The sequence below is a fragment of the Mycobacterium sp. ENV421 genome (assembly GCF_002887815.1).
Lineage (GTDB): Bacteria > Actinomycetota > Actinomycetes > Mycobacteriales > Mycobacteriaceae > Mycobacterium.
The window spans coordinates 14,838-30,223 of the sequence record NZ_PDHO01000035.1; the positions used below are offsets into that span (position 1 = coordinate 14,838).

Consider the following 15,386-nt stretch of genomic DNA (forward strand, 5'->3'; position numbering starts at 1 on the left):
CATCATTGCGTGCATGACAGGAGCTGCGCACCATGGATCACGACTACGAGCAGATGAAGCGCGACGCGGAGCCCTACATCAGGTTCGAGAAGGATCTCGCTAATCGCATTGCTTACATCACCTTTGACCGCCCTGCCGAACTCAACTCGACCACCATGGGGATGCGGCAGAACTTCGCCGACATGATCCACAAGTGCAACGTCGACGACGATGTGAAGGTCGTGGTGATCCGCGGTGAAGGCAACGACTTCGGCAGCGGTGGCGACCTGCCGGAACAGCGCGAGATGCTGGAGAATCCGGGAACATCTCTGCTGCATGAACTTTCGATCAACGACGACAGCGTGAAGTACCCGCCCGGTGACTCCTACCGATACCTGTACACACTCACCGACCACTACGCCAAGGCCCGCGCGGGAAATCGGCCGCTGCAGGAGTGCAAGAAGGTCACCATCGTGGAAGCGAAGGGCTACTGCTACGGCTGGCACTTCTACCAGGCCGGTGACGCCGACCTGGTGGTGTCCTCCGACGATGCCCTGTTTGGTCACCCCGCATTCCGCTATGTCGGCTGGGGCCCCCGCCTGTGGTGGTGGGCCGAAACCATGGGCCTGCGGAAGTTCTCCGAAATGCTCTTCACCGGAAGGCCTTTCACTGCCGCCGAGATGTACGACTGCGGCTTCCTCAACAGCGTCGTCCCGCGTGACCAGCTCGAGGCGGAGACATTGAAGTACGCGATGGCGTGCTCGAAGACGCGGCCCACCGACACAGTCGTCGTACAGAAGACGTTCCTCGAGCTCTACAAGCAGCACAAGGGCGAGTACTTCGGCAGCCTTCTCACCGGTGTGGTCGAGGGCATGTTACCGATGATGACCAACGACCGGGACAATTATCCGGACCTGACCGAGGGCACGTTCGAGAAGGGCCTCAACAACGTGGTCAAGGACAACGACCTCAACTTTCCGCCAGAGTGGCGGTTGAGCCACTCCGGGCGGAAGAAGCCCTGACCTGGACGGCTCACGGCGCCTCGTCGGGGGCAGCCCACAGGCCCACCAACGCGTCGACCAACTCCTCACCGACCACCAGCCAGCTCGAATTCGCTGACGTCGCGCCGGTCGCTCGCTCACCCTCGATCTCGGCGCAGGTGTGCATCAACAGGTTTCGCGCCATCGTCCACCGAATCACCCGCACGCGCTTCGGGCGAGCCGGCAGGCACCGATTGATCCCACGCACTGTTTTGAGCATCCGCTCCGAGGTCATCGCGTACGACCCCACCAACTCCCGGCAGGCTGGGTCGGCCATCACCTGCGCCGCGAACCGCGCATAGGTGGTGGACGGTCCGAGGGCGTGCAGGTGTTCGGTCAACGGATGGACCAGGACGCCGATCCAATCCCGCAGCTGGGGATTAGGCGGCATCCCCGCCAGCTTGCCGCGACGGATCTCGTCGATCGCCGCATGGTGCCGGGCCTCGATCGCGCGCAGCAGATCCGCTCGAGAACCGAAGTGGTAGCAGGCGGCCGCGTTGTTCCCCTGACCGGCCGCATCGCTGATCTGCCGGTTCGACACCCCATACAAGCCGTTCTCGGCGAAAAGACGCTCGGCGGCCACCAACAGCGCGTCACGCGTGATCGACGACCGGTCAGTGCGAGGGTCCCTGGCAGAGCTCACCGCAGTCAGTCAACACACAGCCGGAAAGTAAATCAAGGTGTTTACTGGCACACCTGGACCGGCACGTTGTTCCAGCCCCACTGGAAGCTCGACGGCGGCCGGTGGGCGCGGTCGGCGTCGATCTGGTAGTCCGGGACGCGACGCAGCCACTCCTGCAGCAGCACCGCGATCTCCAGTCGCGCCATGTGATAGCCCAAACAGAAATGCTGGCCCCGGCCGAACGCCAGCGACCGCTCGATCGGACGGTCCCAGCGGAACACTTCCGGCTCGCCGAACTCGCGCTCGTCGCGGTTCGCCGAAGCCAACAAAGTGATGATGCGCTGGCCCGGCTGGATGGTGGTGTCGTGGATGGTGAAGGGCTTGCGCACCGTCCGGGCGAACCACTGCGCGGGAGCGCAGTAGCGGATGATCTCCTCGCGGGCCACCGGCACGTTGGCCGCCGGATCTGCCCGCACCGCCGCGAGCTGATCGGGGTGGCGCAGCAGTTCCCACAAGCCGTGCGCGACGATCTTGGGCACCGTCTCCGTACCGCCGATGAATACACCCAACATCTGGACCGCCACTTCGCTGTCGGTGAGCGCCGATCCGTCAGGCAGCCGGTAGGCCAGCAGGTTCTCGACGATCGGCAGGGGGCCGGGGAACTCTCCGGCGCGGACCTGCTGCACCACCGGGATCAGGTACTCGAGGTACCCCGGCCTGGCGTTGGCCACCTCGACGCCGCTGCCGGGCTCCGCCAGGCTGCCGGCGTTGACTGTGGCCAGCACGTCGGCGGCCAATTCGGTTGGCAGTCCGACCAATTCGCACACCACGGAGGCGGCGACGATTCCGCCGTACTCCTGGGTGAGGTCGAAGCTGCCCCGTGGCAGCAGTTCGTCGAGACGCTCGTTCGCCAGTTCCCGAATCCGGTCCTGCCATGCGGCGACCGACTTCGGCCGGAATTGCGCCGCCGTGCAGCGCCGGACGTCATCATAGAGTGGCGCGTCGAAGTTGGCGTGGAACGGCAGCGGATGCAGTGGCGGATCGGCGACCGGACCGTGATTGCGGTGTGCCAGTACCGCCGCCGCGGGCAGGGTTCCCTCGGATGCGACGAACGTGCCGTCATTGATCGCCAGCACGTTCCAGACGTCGTCGAACCTGGACAACGCATAGGTGTCGAGTTCGTCGACGTAGTACACCGGGTGGTGGTCCCGCAGGGTCCGGTAGTACGGCCGCGGGTCGGCCATCACCGCCGGATCGAACGGACTGTACGAGAAGTCCTGAATCACACCCATCATCGGAGCGGGGAGGGCGGCAGGGCCTGCAGGATGGAGTCCTCCCACCCGTCACGCAGCGCGGGCGCGACGCTCATCCACGTGACGATCTCGGCCGGCGGGCTGTCCTTCCACGACGGGTAGTGGTTTTCGAAGCAGTCCCAGTCCCCGTCGAGCGCCCAGTAGTGGATCACCTCGTTGAACCGGAAGGTCGTGATGAAGGAGCCGAGCCACCGCTTGCCGGTGCGCTCCGACCACGGGACGTACAGCCGTTCCAGCTCGCGGATGTAGTCGTCCTGCTTGCCCGGTTTGGTCTGCATGATCTCCTGGATCACCAGTCCGGCAGTGAATTTCGAGTCCTTGAGCTCCGCCAGCGGACGGTTACCGCGCCCGGCGTACATGATCCGGCCCTCCCCCGACGCGCCGGCACCGCCGAGATAATCCGCCCACTCGGCGGCGGTCTCGCGATGGCTGCCGCCGGGTGCTTGCGCCCTGCCGATCCGGGCATAGTCGGCGAACGCGTCGATCTCCCAGATGATCGTCACCTGCGGCCAGTGTCCGTTGTACGGCGTGGTCTCCCAGATCGAGAACAGCCGCGCCCCAAGCTGTTCCATCATCGGCTGGTACACACCGGTGAACTTCTCGGTGAACCGGTCGCTGCGCTCGGAGCCCAGCGCGATGGTCTCGTGCAGGTACAACAAGGTGTGGCTGAAGTACTTCTTCACCGGTCAGTCCTCGATCAGGGCCAGCGCCGCGGCGGGACACTGGGTGACGGCCTGCTGCATCCGCGCCCGGTCCTCCTGCGGCCGCGCGTCACCGTGGATGCGGACACTGCCGTCGTCGTCGACCTCGAAAACATCCTCGGCGATCGTCTCGCAGATTCCGTGCCCGGTGCACTTGGTCAGGTCCACTTCGATACGCATACCCTGCCTCACGCTCACCGCACGAACGCCGGGAGCCGCTTGATCCCGTGCACGAAACTACTCAGCAGATAATCGGGCTCGCCGAGCTCGACGTCGACCCGGAACAGCAACTCCCGGAACAGATTCCGCAGCTCGGTCCGGGCCAACTGGTTGCCGAGGCAGAAGTGTGGGCCGCCGCCGCCGAAACCCAGGTGCGGGTTCGGCGAACGCTGCAGGTCGAACGCGTCCGGCCGGTCGAAGGCGGCGGCGTCGCGGTTCGCCGAACAGTAGAACAATACGACCTTGTCGCCGGCGTTCAGCTGCTGGCCGGCGAGCTCGGTGTCGTGCGCGACGAATCGGGCGAACTGCAGCACCGGCGTCGACCAGCGGATGAACTCCTCGACCGCCGGTCCGATCCGGCCGTCGAAATCGGCTATCAGCCAGGCGCGCTGGTCCGGGTTCGCCGCCAGCGCCAGCATGGCGTGCGAGGTCGTCTGCTTGGTGGTGTCGTTGCCCGCCGACGCCAGCAGCACCAGGAACGCGCCGACCTCCTCGTCGGTGAGCCGGTGCCCGTCGACTTCGGCGTTGACGATGCTGGTCATCAAGTCGTCGCCCGGATGCCGACGGCGGAACTTCGCCAACTCAATGCCGGTGCCCGCCAACAGGAACATCTCGTTGACGGTCGCCTCGGCGCGCTCCTCGATCGTGGCGTACTCGTCGTCGCTCATGGAGAACAGTTTCTCGGCGGCCTTGGCCACCGCTTCGCGATCGGAGTTCGGCACGCCCAGCATCTCCGAGATCGTCATCATCGGCAGTCGCGCCGAGCACGCCGCGACGAAGTCCACCTCACCGGCGCCGACCAGTTCGTCGACCACGGTGGCCGCGTTCTTGCGAACCTGCTCGTCGATCTGGGCGACGTTGCGCGGGGTGAATGCGGAGCTGATGAGCCGGCGATACACCGTGTGCTGCGGCGGATCCATCATCAGGAAGAACGTGGCGATCCGCTGGATGTCGGCGGGCATCGGGTCCAGCGCGATGCCCTGCGCGGAACTGAACAGCTCCGGATGCAGGCTGGCATGGACGATGTCGGCGCGCCGGGTCAACGCCCAGAAGCCGGGCTCTTCCATCGGGAACAGCGAGGGAAACGGCTCGTGCCAGGTGAGTCCGTCGGTGGCCCGCAGAGCGGCGAAGGTCTGCTCGCGGGCGTCGAAGGTCTGGCCCCAGAATCGCCGCGACGTGATGTCGTGGGGGCTGTACCCACGCTGGTCCGCCGACACGTGCACAGCGTGACACTTTGACCAGTATTTGTAAAGACAGTGTTTTCGGTCCCGGATGTGCGAACTCCGCGTGACACCCGGGCCTCGACCTGTAATCCTGTACACGTGAGCCCGGCAGGAACCACCGCTGTGATCCCCGACGACGACGAAACCTCGTCGCGGCGGCGCATCCTCAATGCCACCGCCGAGGTGCTCGCCCGAAGCGGGCAGACCAAGCTCAGTCTCTCCGAGGTCGCTCTTCAGGCCGGCGTCTCCCGCCCGACCCTGTACCGCTGGTTCGCGTCCAAGACCGAGTTGCTCGACGCATTCGGCGCCTACGAGCGCGAGATGTTCGACACCGGCATCAGCCGGGCCACCGCGGGACTGCGTGGCACCGACAAGCTCGACGCGGCACTGCAGTTCATCGTCTCCTACCAGCAGACCTATTCCGGGGTACGGCTCATCGATATCGAGCCCGAGGTGGTGATCGCCCAGCTGGACCGCATCCTGCCGCTGATGCGGACCCGGCTGCAGAGGCTGTTGAGCGGACCCAACGCAGAGATCAAGGCCGCCACCGCAATTCGTGTCGCGATATCGCACTACGTGGTCCGTAGCGACGACGCCCACCAGTTCCTGGCCCAGCTGCGCCACGCCGTCGGCATCAAACAGTGACCACACCCCTCGACATCGGGGTCTACGTCCCGCAGATGGGGTTCAGCTACGCCGATGTCCTGCACCGCGCGCAACGCTGCGAGGAACTCGGCATCGGCTCGTTGTGGCTCTACGACCACATGTACGGCCCCGGCGTTCCCGGCATCGATTCGCTGGAGGCCTGGACGCTTGCCACCGCTCTGCTGAGCCGCACCGAGCACCTCCGCGTGGGACACATGGTGCTGTGCAACCAGTTTCGTCACCCCGCTGTGCTGGCCAAGATGGCAACCACGTTGGACCAGATATCGGACGGTCGGCTGGAACTGGGTATCGGCAGCGGATCCATCGAAGACGAACACCACCGGCTCGGACTGGACTGGGGCACGTTCGCGCAGCGGTCCGAGCGTCTACAGGAGACGCTGGAGATCCTCACCCAGGCGTTCGCCGATCAGCGGATCGATTTCAGCGGAACGCATTTCACGGTTCGCGACATGCCCATCAAACCCGGCTCCGTTCAACAGCCACGGCCGCCGATCGTGGTGGGCGGGTCCGGTGAGAGGTACACCCTGCCGCTGGTGGCCCGCTACGCCGACGTCTGGAACGTGCCCACCTATGCGCTCGGTGAGATGGAACACAAGCTGACCGTCCTGCGGGCGATCTGTGAGGACATCGGCCGAGATCCCGGCTCCATTGTGATGTCGGTCGAGGCCGTGCTGGCTCTGGCGCCGGACTCCGCCGCGTTGGAGAGCGTGCGCCAGATCGCCGAGAAGCGGTTCGGCGGTCGGGGTTTCGGTCTGCACGAAGGCGGGCTCATCGGCACGCCGGCCGCGATCGTCGACCGACTGGGCGAACTCCGGGACATGGGCTTCACGCAGGTGGTGTTCTTCACCCACGACCGGGCCTCGGACGCGACCCTCGAGCTGCTGGCCACCGAGGTGCTGCCAGAGCTCTAGGCGAAGGTGATCACGACCTTGTCGGCGGCACCCGGCGTCAGCGCGGTCTGCAGCGCGTCCTGCACATCGCTGAAATCGAAGGTGTGGCTGACGATCACCGCGTACTTCTCCCAGTTCGCCACGAGATCTCGGGTCACTTCGAAGATCTCGGTGGGATAGCCCATCGATCCGACGACGGTGATCTCGTTGGCCATGATGTTGATGAAGTCCACCGGCACCGGCTCCTTGTGCACGGCCACCACCCCCAGCCGCGCACCGACCTGTGCTGCCGCCAGCGCAGTGTTGATCACCGACGGTGCTCCGGCCGCGTCGAGGTAGATGTCGGTGCCCGATTTGCCCGGCCACATCGCCTCGCCCTTGCCGTGCAACGCGATGAGGCGCCGCGCCACATCCTCGTCGCCGGCGTTGATGACCGAGTCGGCGCCGACGGCGAGTGCCTTGTCCAGCCGCGATCCGATCAGATCCACCACGGTCACGTGGCTGACGCCCAAAGCCTTGTAGGCGATGGTGGCGCCCAGCCCGATCGGGCCGGCACCGAACACCGCCACTTTGTCCGCCGGTGTGGGTTTGGTCTGATTCACGCCGTGCCGGGCGACAGCCATCGGCTCGTTGAGGGCGGCGACGTCGAACGGGATGTCGGCCGGGATCACCTCGATGCTCTGCCCGCGCACCGCGTTCTCGACGAGGAGATACTCCGCCAGCGCGCCGGTCGCCCCGCCGTTGCCGATGATGCCGCTCGGTGCGCCGATGGGGTTGATCACCACGTGGTCGCCGACGTTGATGCCGGTGACCTCGCGGCCGACCTCGACGACCTCCCCCGCCGGTTCATGCCCGAGCGGCATGCGGCCCTGCCGCGGTGGCAGCCCACCCATCGAGATGTACAGCGCGTCCGAGCCGCAGATTCCGCAGGCTCTGATCTTCACCAACACGTCGGCTGGTCCCACCACCGGGTCGGCGACATCGACGACGTCGGTCTGCCCCGGCCCGGTGATCATCGTTGCTTTCATCTGTTCCTCACAGACCAACTCGCACAATGCTTTTCGGCTATTCGACGGTTGACACCGGCGGTGCCGCACCCTACCGTAACCGTCATGGTAAGGCACACGGCCGCAGGGCTGTCCCTGTTCTCCCGATGAGCAAGCCACTCAGCGGGCGCCGCGCGGTGGTCACCGGTGCGGCCGGCGGGCTGGGCGCCGCGGCAGTCCGGGCTCTCACGAATGCCGGCGCCGAGGTCGTTGCGACCTATCACCAGAATGAACCCGCCGACGACTCGCAGGCCATCTGGGTGCCGTGTGACGCCCGGGACGCCGAGTCGGTGAACGCGATGATCGACGCCGCGGTGGCGGCGATGGGCGGCCTCGACGTACTGGTCAACGCGGCGGGACTGTGGCACCAGGGTGTGCCCGGCCAGATCACCACCGCCGACATCGACTTCGTCCTGGACACCAACGTCAAGACCACGATCCTGACCAACCAGGCCGCACACGCGGTGATGCGCAAGTCCGGCGGGCGCATCATCAATTTCGGCTCGGCCGAAGCGGTGATGGGCAGTCCGATCTCCGCGGTGTACGCCGCAGCCAAGGGCGCGGTGCAGGCCTGGACCCGCTCGGCGGCCAAAGCCTGGGCGTCCGACAACGTGACGGTCAACGCGCTGGCGCCGGCGATGCAGACGCGAGGGGCGGACCGGTTGCGGGAGTTCCTCGGCCCGGACGCGGCGCCGTTCATCGATCAGCAGATCAAAGCCACCATCCCGCTTGGTGGGGCGCTGGGCGATCCCGACCGCGACCTCGGGCCGGTGCTGGTGTTCCTGGCCGGCGAGGGTTCGCACTTCATCACCGGTCAGCTGCTGCCGGTGGACGGCGGTCTGATCATGGTCGGCGGCTGACCCAAATCTCGCGGATCCGTCCTTGCGCTGCGTCGTACGATCTGGCGGATGGGAACAACGGGTCGTCCCCTGCGCGCCGAACGGGCTCTGCTTGCCGGCGATGAGGCGCGCCACCGGCTGCTCGAAGCCGCAAGCCGATGCATCGTGCGCCGGGGCAACACCCAGATCCGGATGGCTGAGGTCGCCGCCGAAGCCGGCGTGGTCCGCTCGACGGTGTACCGCTACTTCCCATCCCGCGATGACCTTCTGCTGGGGCTGCTGCTGACCCGAATCGACGCCGCGCTGGCCGCGCACGTCGCATCGCTACCGCAGCCCGACGACGCGCCGGCCTCGATCCAGGAACTGATGTTGGTGCCCGTCCAGTCCGTGATCGGTAACGCGTTGAAAGAGGCTTTGATGTCCGGCGAGAGTACGGCGGTGGCGACCGCACTCGAGATCGGTTCCGAGCAGATCGTCGACGTCGTCTTGCGGCATTACGGCCCGCTGTTCGAACGGTGGCAGGCGGACGGCAGTCTGTATCCCGAGCTCGACCCGCGGGAGACCGCGCGCTGGCTGCACACCGCGTCGTTGTTCCTGCTCGCTCCGGTGTGGCGGCATCGTCCCGTCGACGCCAAGAGACTCTTCGTCGAGCAGTACCTCCTGCGTGCCCTGGTGCCGAACTTCGCGTGACCGAAATCCTCTGAGGAGCAGGGCATCTCGCCAGGGATGTGCCTAGCGGCGAGCGAACGCCGGGGCGTGCTCGGGTCGCACCCCGACACCGACCAGGTAAGCCGGTATCACCGAGAGCCATGGCAACCGCCGGATCAGCGCGGTGATCGCCGCCGGGGGATCGGCGCTGTGCCCGTTCAGAATCGGCGCCACCAGCCGCTTGTGCAACAGGCGCTGCACGGCCTGGGTGACCGCGGCCGGGGGCAACCGGCGCTTACGGACAGCGGCCAGATCGCGGTCGGTGACAGCGCCGCGGCGCAGCGGGCCGGCCAGCAGTGTCGCCGCACCTACCGCGTCCTGGATGGCTATGTTGATGCCGACGCCGCCGACCGGGGACATCGCGTGAGCCGCATCGCCGAGACACAGCAGTCCGTCGGTGTGCCAGCGACTGAGCCGGTTGAGCCGGACGTCGAGAACCTTCACTTGGTCCAACGAGGTCAGGCTGTCGGTATTGGCCTCCGGAATCAGCTCGGCCAGTTCGGCTTTCAGCGCTGCCAGCCCGCGCGCCCGCAGCTGCGCGTCGCTGCCCTTCGGAATCAGGTAGGCCAGCTGGAAGTACCCCTCCCGCGGAATCATGATCAGCACGCGTCCGGCGGTGATCCGGGGAATCAGGGTGTACTCGGCACTGCTGTCCCGTGGCAGCCGAAACCACCACACGTCGAACGGCACCGGGAAGTCCCGCGCCACCAGCCCGGCGGTCTGCCGCACGACCGACGTCCGGCCGTCGCACGCCACGGTCAGATCGGCCCGCAATTCACCGTCGCCGTCCGGCGAGGTGTAGGTCACCCCGGTGACCCGGGCGCCGTCGCGCAACAGCCCGGTCACCTCGTGGCACAGCCGAAGCGTGTACGTCGGCTCCGCCTGACCGGCTTCGGCCAGCAGATTGAGCAGATCCCACTGCGGCACCATCGCGATGTACGGGTGCGGCTGGCGCAGCCGGCGGAAGTCCACCATCGTCAGCGAGTTGTCGCCCACAGTGAATTCGGCGTGATCGACCTTGCTCTGCGGCAACGCCGCGAAACGCTCGCCCAGGCCGAGCTCGTCGAGAAGTCGCAGGGTCGTGGGATGCACTGTGTCGCCACGGAAGTCGCGAAGGAAGTCGGCATGCTTCTCCAGGACGGTGACCTCGATGCCCGCCCTGGCCAACAGCAGTCCGAGCACCATGCCGGCGGGGCCGCCGCCGACGATCGCCACCGTCGTGGAGTCGGTCATGGACACACCGTAGTCAGACGGGTGCACGCGTGGAGCTAAACCTGAATACGTGAGCCGATCAGCACCGTCTGACTGGTCGGCAGCCCGAAGTATCCCGCGGAATCCGCGGCCATCAACGATGTGGCGATGAAGATCCTCTTGCGCCAGGGCGCCATGGTCGGCTGATCACCGGGAATCAGTTCGATCTTGGACAGGAAGTAGGAGGTGCTGTCGAGGTCGATGTCGCCGCCGACGTCGGCCGGGTTCACCAACCGCAACGCCGCCGGCACGTCGGGTCGCTCCATGTAACCGAATTGTGCTGCCACGTAATAGATGCCGTCATCCGGATCGCCGAGGTCGTCGACGGTGATCCGCTCGCTGTCGGGCACCCGGGGCAACGGCGGAACGACGATCGACAGAATGATCACCCGCTCGGGCACGACGTGGTTGTGGTCGACGTTGGCCCGCATCGACAACGGCGCCGTCTCGCTCTCCCGGTTCAGGAACACCGCGGTGCCAGGGATCCGCGGGTAGGGCGGGGAGTGGTTGTTGATCTCGTCGATGAAGGGCTCCAGTGGGCCCTCGGCTTTGTCGCGGGCGCTCACCACGATCGCGCTGCCCCGCTGCCAGGTGATCAGCACCGTGAAGGTGACCAGACCGATCAGCAGCGGCAGCCACGCGCCGTGCACGAGCTTGGTCAGGTTGGCGGCCAGGAACATCAGGTCCACGGTCAGCAGTGCACCGCCGCCGATGACCACCATCCACAGCGGCCACCGCCACCGGGTGTGCGCGATGTACAAGAACAACAGGGTGGTGATGGTGATCGTGCCGGTGACCGCCATCCCGTAGGCGTAGCCCAGTGCCGCCGAACTCCGGAACGCGAACACCAGGATCAGCACCGCCACCATCAGCATCCCGTTGATCCACGGGACGTAGATCTGGCCGATCGACGACGCCGAGGTGTGGGCGATCCGCAGCCGCGGCAGATAGCCGAGTTGCGCGGCCTGCGAGGCCACCGAATACGCGCCGGTGATCACCGCCTGCGACGCGATCACCGTCGCCGCGGTGGCCAATATCGCCATCGGGAGCTCCCAGCCGTGCGGTACCAGCAGGAAGAACGGCGCATTGACCACACTCTGGTTGCCCAGCAGCAGGGCACCCTGGCCGAGGTAGTTGAGTACGAGAGCCGGGAGCACGAGACCCAGCCAGCCCCAGGTGATCGCCTTGCGGCCGAAGTGGCCCATGTCGGCATAGAGCGCCTCGGCGCCGGTGACCGACAGCACGACGGCGGCGAGCGCGAAGAACGCGATGTGGAAGTGGCCGACGATGAACTCCAACGCGTACGTCGGCGACAGCGCCTTGAGGATCTGCGGATGCCCGGAGATGCCGCGCACCCCGCACGCGCCGATCACCAGGAACCAGACGATCATCACCGGGCCGAAGAACCGTCCCACCGCGGCGGTGCCGCGCCGCTGTACCGCGAACAGCCCGACGATGATGACCGCGGTGATCGGCACCACCAGCTCCGACAGTGACGGGTCGACGACCTTCAGACCCTCCACCGCGGACAGCACCGAGATGGCGGGGGTGATCATGCTGTCACCGAAAAACAGTGCGGCACCAAGGATTCCGAGCGCCGACAACGCGGAGATGACCCGCGGGCTGGACCTGCGCCCGAGCCTGCGGACCAGCGTGATGAGGGCCATCACGCCGCCTTCACCGTCGTTGTCGGCGTGCATGACCAAGGTGACGTAGGTGAGCGTGACGATGATCATCACCGACCAGAAGATCAGTGACACCACGCCGTAGACGTTGGCGGAGGTGATCGGAACAGGGTGTGGGTCGCCCGGGTTGAACAGCGTCTGCACGGTGTAGATGGGGCTGGTGCCGATGTCACCGAACACCACGCCCAGGGCGCCGATGACTAACCCGGTGCGGGCCTTGGTCGCCGTGCTCACTCCCCACCCCGTTTCTCGGTGCGCCCGGCGTCGGGTCCCGGCGACGTGGAGGCTCATGGTAGCTGTCGCAACGCCCTCCCGACGTACGGTGGAACAGATGCGTATTGCACTGTTCGCGACCTGTCTGGCCGACGCGATGTTTCCGCGGGCCGCGATCGCGACTGTCGAATTGCTGGAGCGGCTCGGGCATCAGGTGGCCTTCCCGGCCGACCAGACGTGCTGCGGTCAGATGCATATCAACACCGGCTATCTCGGGCAGGCGACCGGCTTGGTGCGCCACCACGTGGAGTTGTTCGAGAGCAGCGGCTGCGATGTGGTGGTCGCGCCGTCCGGATCGTGCGTCGGCTCGGTGCGCCACCAGCATGCGATGGTCGCCCGCCGGGCCGGCGACACCGCGCTGGCGCAGCGCGCGGAGGCGATGGCGGCACGTACCTACGAACTGTCCGAATTGTTGGTCGACGTGCTCGGTGTGCGCGATGTCGGTGCCTACTATCCGCACCGGGTCACCTACCACCCGACCTGTCATTCGCTGCGGCTGCTGCGCGTCGGTGACAAGCCGCTGGAGTTGCTTCGCCACGTGCGCGGCCTGACCTTGGTGGAACTCGCCGACGCGGACACCTGCTGCGGATTCGGTGGCACTTTCGCGATCAAGAACGCCGACACCTCCACCGCGATGCTGGCCGACAAAATGTCGGCGGTCATCGCCACGCGCGCCGAAGTGTGTGCCGCCGGGGACAGTTCGTGCCTGATGCACATCGGCGGCGGGCTGAGCCGGATACGTTCGGCGGTGCGCACCGTGCATCTCGCGGAGATCCTCGCGTCGACGGAGCCGGAGCGATGACCACCGATCCTTCCCCGGGTCACGTCCCTCCCGCCGCCCGCTTCCTCGGCGTTCCCGGCATCGGCAATCTGCGTGGCAGCCAACCGTTCCCGGAGGCCGCGCGTCGCGAGCTGGCCAACACGCAGATGCGCCGCAATGTCGGCCACGCGACCCGGACCATCCGCACCAAACGGCTTGGAGCGGTTGCCGAATGCCCGGACTGGGAACAGTTGCGGGCCGCGGGCAGCGCGCTCAAGCAGGACGTGATGGCCCGGCTTCCGGAACTGCTCGACCAGCTGGAGGCCAACGTGGTGGCCCGCGGCGGCGTTGTGCACTGGGCCCGTGACGCCGCCGAAGCCAACCGGATCGTGACCGGGTTGATCCGCGAGACGGGCGCCGACGAAGTGGTCAAGGTCAAGTCGATGGCCACCCAGGAGATCGGGCTCAACGAGCATCTGGCAGCCGAAGGCATCGCGGCGATCGAGACCGACCTCGCCGAACTGATCGTGCAGCTCGGGCACGACACACCCAGCCACATTCTCGTTCCGGCGATCCACCGCAACCGTGCCGAGATCCGCGAGATCTTCGCCAGGGAGATGCCCGATGCCGGTGAACTGACCGACGAGCCGCGTGTACTCGCGATGGCGGCCCGCGCGCATCTGCGCCGAAAGTTCCTGTCCGCCAAGGTCGCCGTCAGCGGTGCGAACTTCGCGGTCGCCGAAACCGGGACACTGGCCGTCGTCGAATCCGAGGGTAACGGCCGGATGTGCGTGACACTGCCGCAGACGCTGATCACGGTGATGGGCATCGAGAAGGTGGTGCCCCGGTTCACCGACCTCGAGGTGTTCATGCAGCTGTTGCCGCGTTCCTCGACGGCTGAACGGATGAACCCGTACACCTCGATGTGGACCGGCGTGCATCCCGGCGACGGACCGCAGGCTTTCCATCTGGTGTTGCTGGACAACGGCCGCACCGCGGTGCTCGGTGACGCGGTGGGCCGTGCCGCCCTGCACTGCATCCGCTGCAGCGCCTGCCTGAATGTCTGCCCGGTGTACGAACGCACCGGCGGCCACGCCTACGGCTCGATCTATCCCGGCCCGATCGGCGCGATCCTGAGCCCGCAGTTGACCGGGACGCACGGGCACGACGACCCCAACGCCTCGCTTCCGTACGCGTCGTCGTTGTGCGGCGCGTGTTTCGACGCCTGCCCGGTGCGGATCGACATCCCCTCGATCCTGGTGCACCTGCGGGCCGCACAGGTCGACGACCATCGGGCGCTCGGTCAGGACCTCGCGATGGGCGCCGCCGCGTGGGCGATGGCCTCGCCCAGACGATTCGCCGCGGCCGAGAAGCTGCTCGCCGCTGGGCGGCTGGTGGCGGGTGCCGATCATCGCATCACACACCTGCCCTGGCCGGCGTCGCGCTGGACCGCAAGCCGTGACGTGCCCGCGCCACCCGCGGAAACCTTCCGGCAGTGGTGGGCCCGCACCCACGACGAGGCGTCCCGATGAACGAGACACGTCGGATCGTCCTCGACCGGATCCGCGGGGCGCTCGCGGCAGCCCCGCCCGAACCCGTTCAGGTGCCGCGCGATTACGACCGGGAGCCGGCGCACGGACCCGGTGACGCCGAGCGCTTCGCGCGAACGGTCGCCGAATACCAGGCCCGGGTGCTGGCCGTCGAGGCAGCCGAGATAGCGGCCACCGTCGCCGAGCTGACGGGTGCCGGCGCCCGGGTGGCGATACCGTCCGGCCTGCCCGCCGAGTGGGTCGACGGCATCGACACCGTCGTCGACCGGCCGGAAAACCCCATGGCGGTAACCGAACTCGACACCGCCGACGCCGTCGTCACCGGATGCGCCCTGGGCGTCGCGGCCACCGGAACCATCGTCCTGGACGCCGGGCCCACCCAGGGCCGCCGAGCACTGACCCTGGTCCCCGACCATCACATCTGCGTCGTCTTCACCGACCAGATCGTCGACACCGTCCCGCAGGCGTTCGCCGCCCTGGACCCGGGGCGACCGCTGACCTTCATCTCCGGCCCGAGCGCCACCAGCGACATCGAACTCAACCGGGTCGAAGGTGTGCACGGCCCGCGCAGACTTGACGTGTTGCTGATCAGCAGGTGACATTGCGGAATCCGCTTATTTC

16 protein-coding genes are annotated in these 15,386 nt (G+C 66.9%); 8 read left to right on the forward strand and 8 right to left on the reverse strand.

The genetic code is table 11. The features are described 5' to 3' along the window. The first annotated feature begins 32 nt into the window (after nucleotides 1–32). Nucleotides 33–1,001: an enoyl-CoA hydratase/isomerase family protein gene (locus tag CRM90_RS25770; protein ID WP_102809742.1), complete on the forward strand. Its 969-nt coding sequence runs from the start codon at nucleotides 33–35 to the stop codon at nucleotides 999–1,001. Between the two features lie 10 nt (nucleotides 1,002–1,011). On the opposite strand, the gene CRM90_RS25775 is transcribed toward CRM90_RS25770, so the two are convergent. Genes CRM90_RS25775 through CRM90_RS25795 form a run of 5 tightly spaced genes read right to left on the reverse strand, consistent with a single transcriptional unit; the run spans nucleotide 1,012 to nucleotide 5,091 of the window. Beyond that, complete coding sequence (locus CRM90_RS25775) at nucleotides 1,012–1,671, reverse strand: TetR/AcrR family transcriptional regulator (protein ID WP_502693324.1); 660 nt, start codon at nucleotides 1,669–1,671, stop codon at nucleotides 1,012–1,014. A gap of 32 nt (nucleotides 1,672–1,703) precedes the next feature. Then, nucleotides 1,704–2,933: a cytochrome P450 gene (locus CRM90_RS25780; RefSeq protein WP_102809744.1), complete on the reverse strand. Its 1,230-nt coding sequence runs from the start codon at nucleotides 2,931–2,933 to the stop codon at nucleotides 1,704–1,706. Further along, nucleotides 2,933–3,637 (reverse strand): NIPSNAP family protein, encoded by a 705-nt coding sequence (locus CRM90_RS25785; protein WP_102809745.1) that lies wholly within the window; start codon nucleotides 3,635–3,637, stop codon nucleotides 2,933–2,935. The genes CRM90_RS25780 and CRM90_RS25785 overlap by 1 nt, the downstream gene beginning before the upstream one ends. A 3-nt stretch (nucleotides 3,638–3,640) precedes the next feature. Continuing rightward, complete coding sequence (locus tag CRM90_RS25790; protein ID WP_102809746.1) at nucleotides 3,641–3,835, reverse strand: ferredoxin; 195 nt, start codon at nucleotides 3,833–3,835, stop codon at nucleotides 3,641–3,643. 14 nt (nucleotides 3,836–3,849) lie between these two features. Beyond that, nucleotides 3,850–5,091 carry a cytochrome P450 gene (locus CRM90_RS25795; protein ID WP_102809772.1) on the reverse strand — a complete coding sequence of 414 codons (1,242 nt, stop codon included), beginning with the start codon at nucleotides 5,089–5,091 and terminating at the stop codon, nucleotides 3,850–3,852. A 105-nt stretch (nucleotides 5,092–5,196) separates the two neighbouring features. Between CRM90_RS25795 and CRM90_RS25800 the strand changes: the two genes are divergently transcribed. Further along, nucleotides 5,197–5,742: a TetR/AcrR family transcriptional regulator gene (locus tag CRM90_RS25800; RefSeq protein ID WP_233209505.1), complete on the forward strand. Its 546-nt coding sequence runs from the start codon at nucleotides 5,197–5,199 to the stop codon at nucleotides 5,740–5,742. Beyond that, on the forward strand, nucleotides 5,739–6,674 hold the full coding sequence (locus CRM90_RS25805) for an LLM class flavin-dependent oxidoreductase (protein WP_102809747.1): 936 nt from the start codon (nucleotides 5,739–5,741) through the stop codon (nucleotides 6,672–6,674). Before CRM90_RS25800 ends, CRM90_RS25805 begins: the two co-directional genes overlap by 4 nt. Here CRM90_RS25805 and CRM90_RS25810 read toward each other — a convergent pair. Then, nucleotides 6,671–7,681 carry a zinc-dependent alcohol dehydrogenase gene (locus tag CRM90_RS25810; protein WP_102809748.1) on the reverse strand — a complete coding sequence of 337 codons (1,011 nt, stop codon included), beginning with the start codon at nucleotides 7,679–7,681 and terminating at the stop codon, nucleotides 6,671–6,673. The genes CRM90_RS25805 and CRM90_RS25810 overlap by 4 nt on opposite strands. Nucleotides 7,682–7,806: 125 nt before the next feature. Here CRM90_RS25810 and CRM90_RS25815 point away from each other — a divergent pair, with 125 nt between their 5' ends. Both CRM90_RS25815 and CRM90_RS25820 read left to right on the forward strand, forming a co-directional pair. After that, nucleotides 7,807–8,559: an SDR family NAD(P)-dependent oxidoreductase gene (locus tag CRM90_RS25815; protein ID WP_102809749.1), complete on the forward strand. Its 753-nt coding sequence runs from the start codon at nucleotides 7,807–7,809 to the stop codon at nucleotides 8,557–8,559. 48 nt (nucleotides 8,560–8,607) lie between these two features. Then, nucleotides 8,608–9,228, forward strand: coding sequence for a TetR/AcrR family transcriptional regulator (locus CRM90_RS25820; protein ID WP_102809750.1), 621 nt, complete (start codon nucleotides 8,608–8,610; stop codon nucleotides 9,226–9,228). A 42-nt stretch (nucleotides 9,229–9,270) separates the two neighbouring features. Here CRM90_RS25820 and CRM90_RS25825 read toward each other — a convergent pair whose 3' ends face one another. Both CRM90_RS25825 and CRM90_RS25830 read right to left on the reverse strand, forming a co-directional pair. Then, nucleotides 9,271–10,479, reverse strand: a complete 1,209-nt coding sequence (locus CRM90_RS25825; RefSeq protein WP_102809773.1) for an FAD-dependent oxidoreductase — start codon at nucleotides 10,477–10,479, stop codon at nucleotides 9,271–9,273. A gap of 35 nt (nucleotides 10,480–10,514) precedes the next feature. After that, nucleotides 10,515–12,473, reverse strand: a complete 1,959-nt coding sequence (locus CRM90_RS25830) for a potassium transporter Kup (protein ID WP_502693323.1) — start codon at nucleotides 12,471–12,473, stop codon at nucleotides 10,515–10,517. Between the two features lie 40 nt (nucleotides 12,474–12,513). On the opposite strand from CRM90_RS25830, the gene CRM90_RS25835 reads away from it, so the two are divergent. From CRM90_RS25835 to CRM90_RS25845, 3 genes are read left to right on the forward strand one after another with little or no spacing between them, the layout of a single operon-like run. Further along, nucleotides 12,514–13,257: a (Fe-S)-binding protein gene (locus tag CRM90_RS25835; protein ID WP_102809774.1), complete on the forward strand. Its 744-nt coding sequence runs from the start codon at nucleotides 12,514–12,516 to the stop codon at nucleotides 13,255–13,257. Continuing rightward, nucleotides 13,254–14,747 carry a lactate utilization protein B gene (locus tag CRM90_RS25840; RefSeq protein ID WP_102809752.1) on the forward strand — a complete coding sequence of 498 codons (1,494 nt, stop codon included), beginning with the start codon at nucleotides 13,254–13,256 and terminating at the stop codon, nucleotides 14,745–14,747. Before CRM90_RS25835 ends, CRM90_RS25840 begins: the two co-directional genes overlap by 4 nt. After that, a complete protein-coding gene (locus CRM90_RS25845) occupies nucleotides 14,744–15,364 on the forward strand; it encodes a LutC/YkgG family protein (RefSeq protein WP_102809753.1) in 621 nt (206 codons plus the stop codon). The genes CRM90_RS25840 and CRM90_RS25845 overlap by 4 nt, the downstream gene beginning before the upstream one ends. Nucleotides 15,365–15,386: the final 22 nt, after the last annotated feature.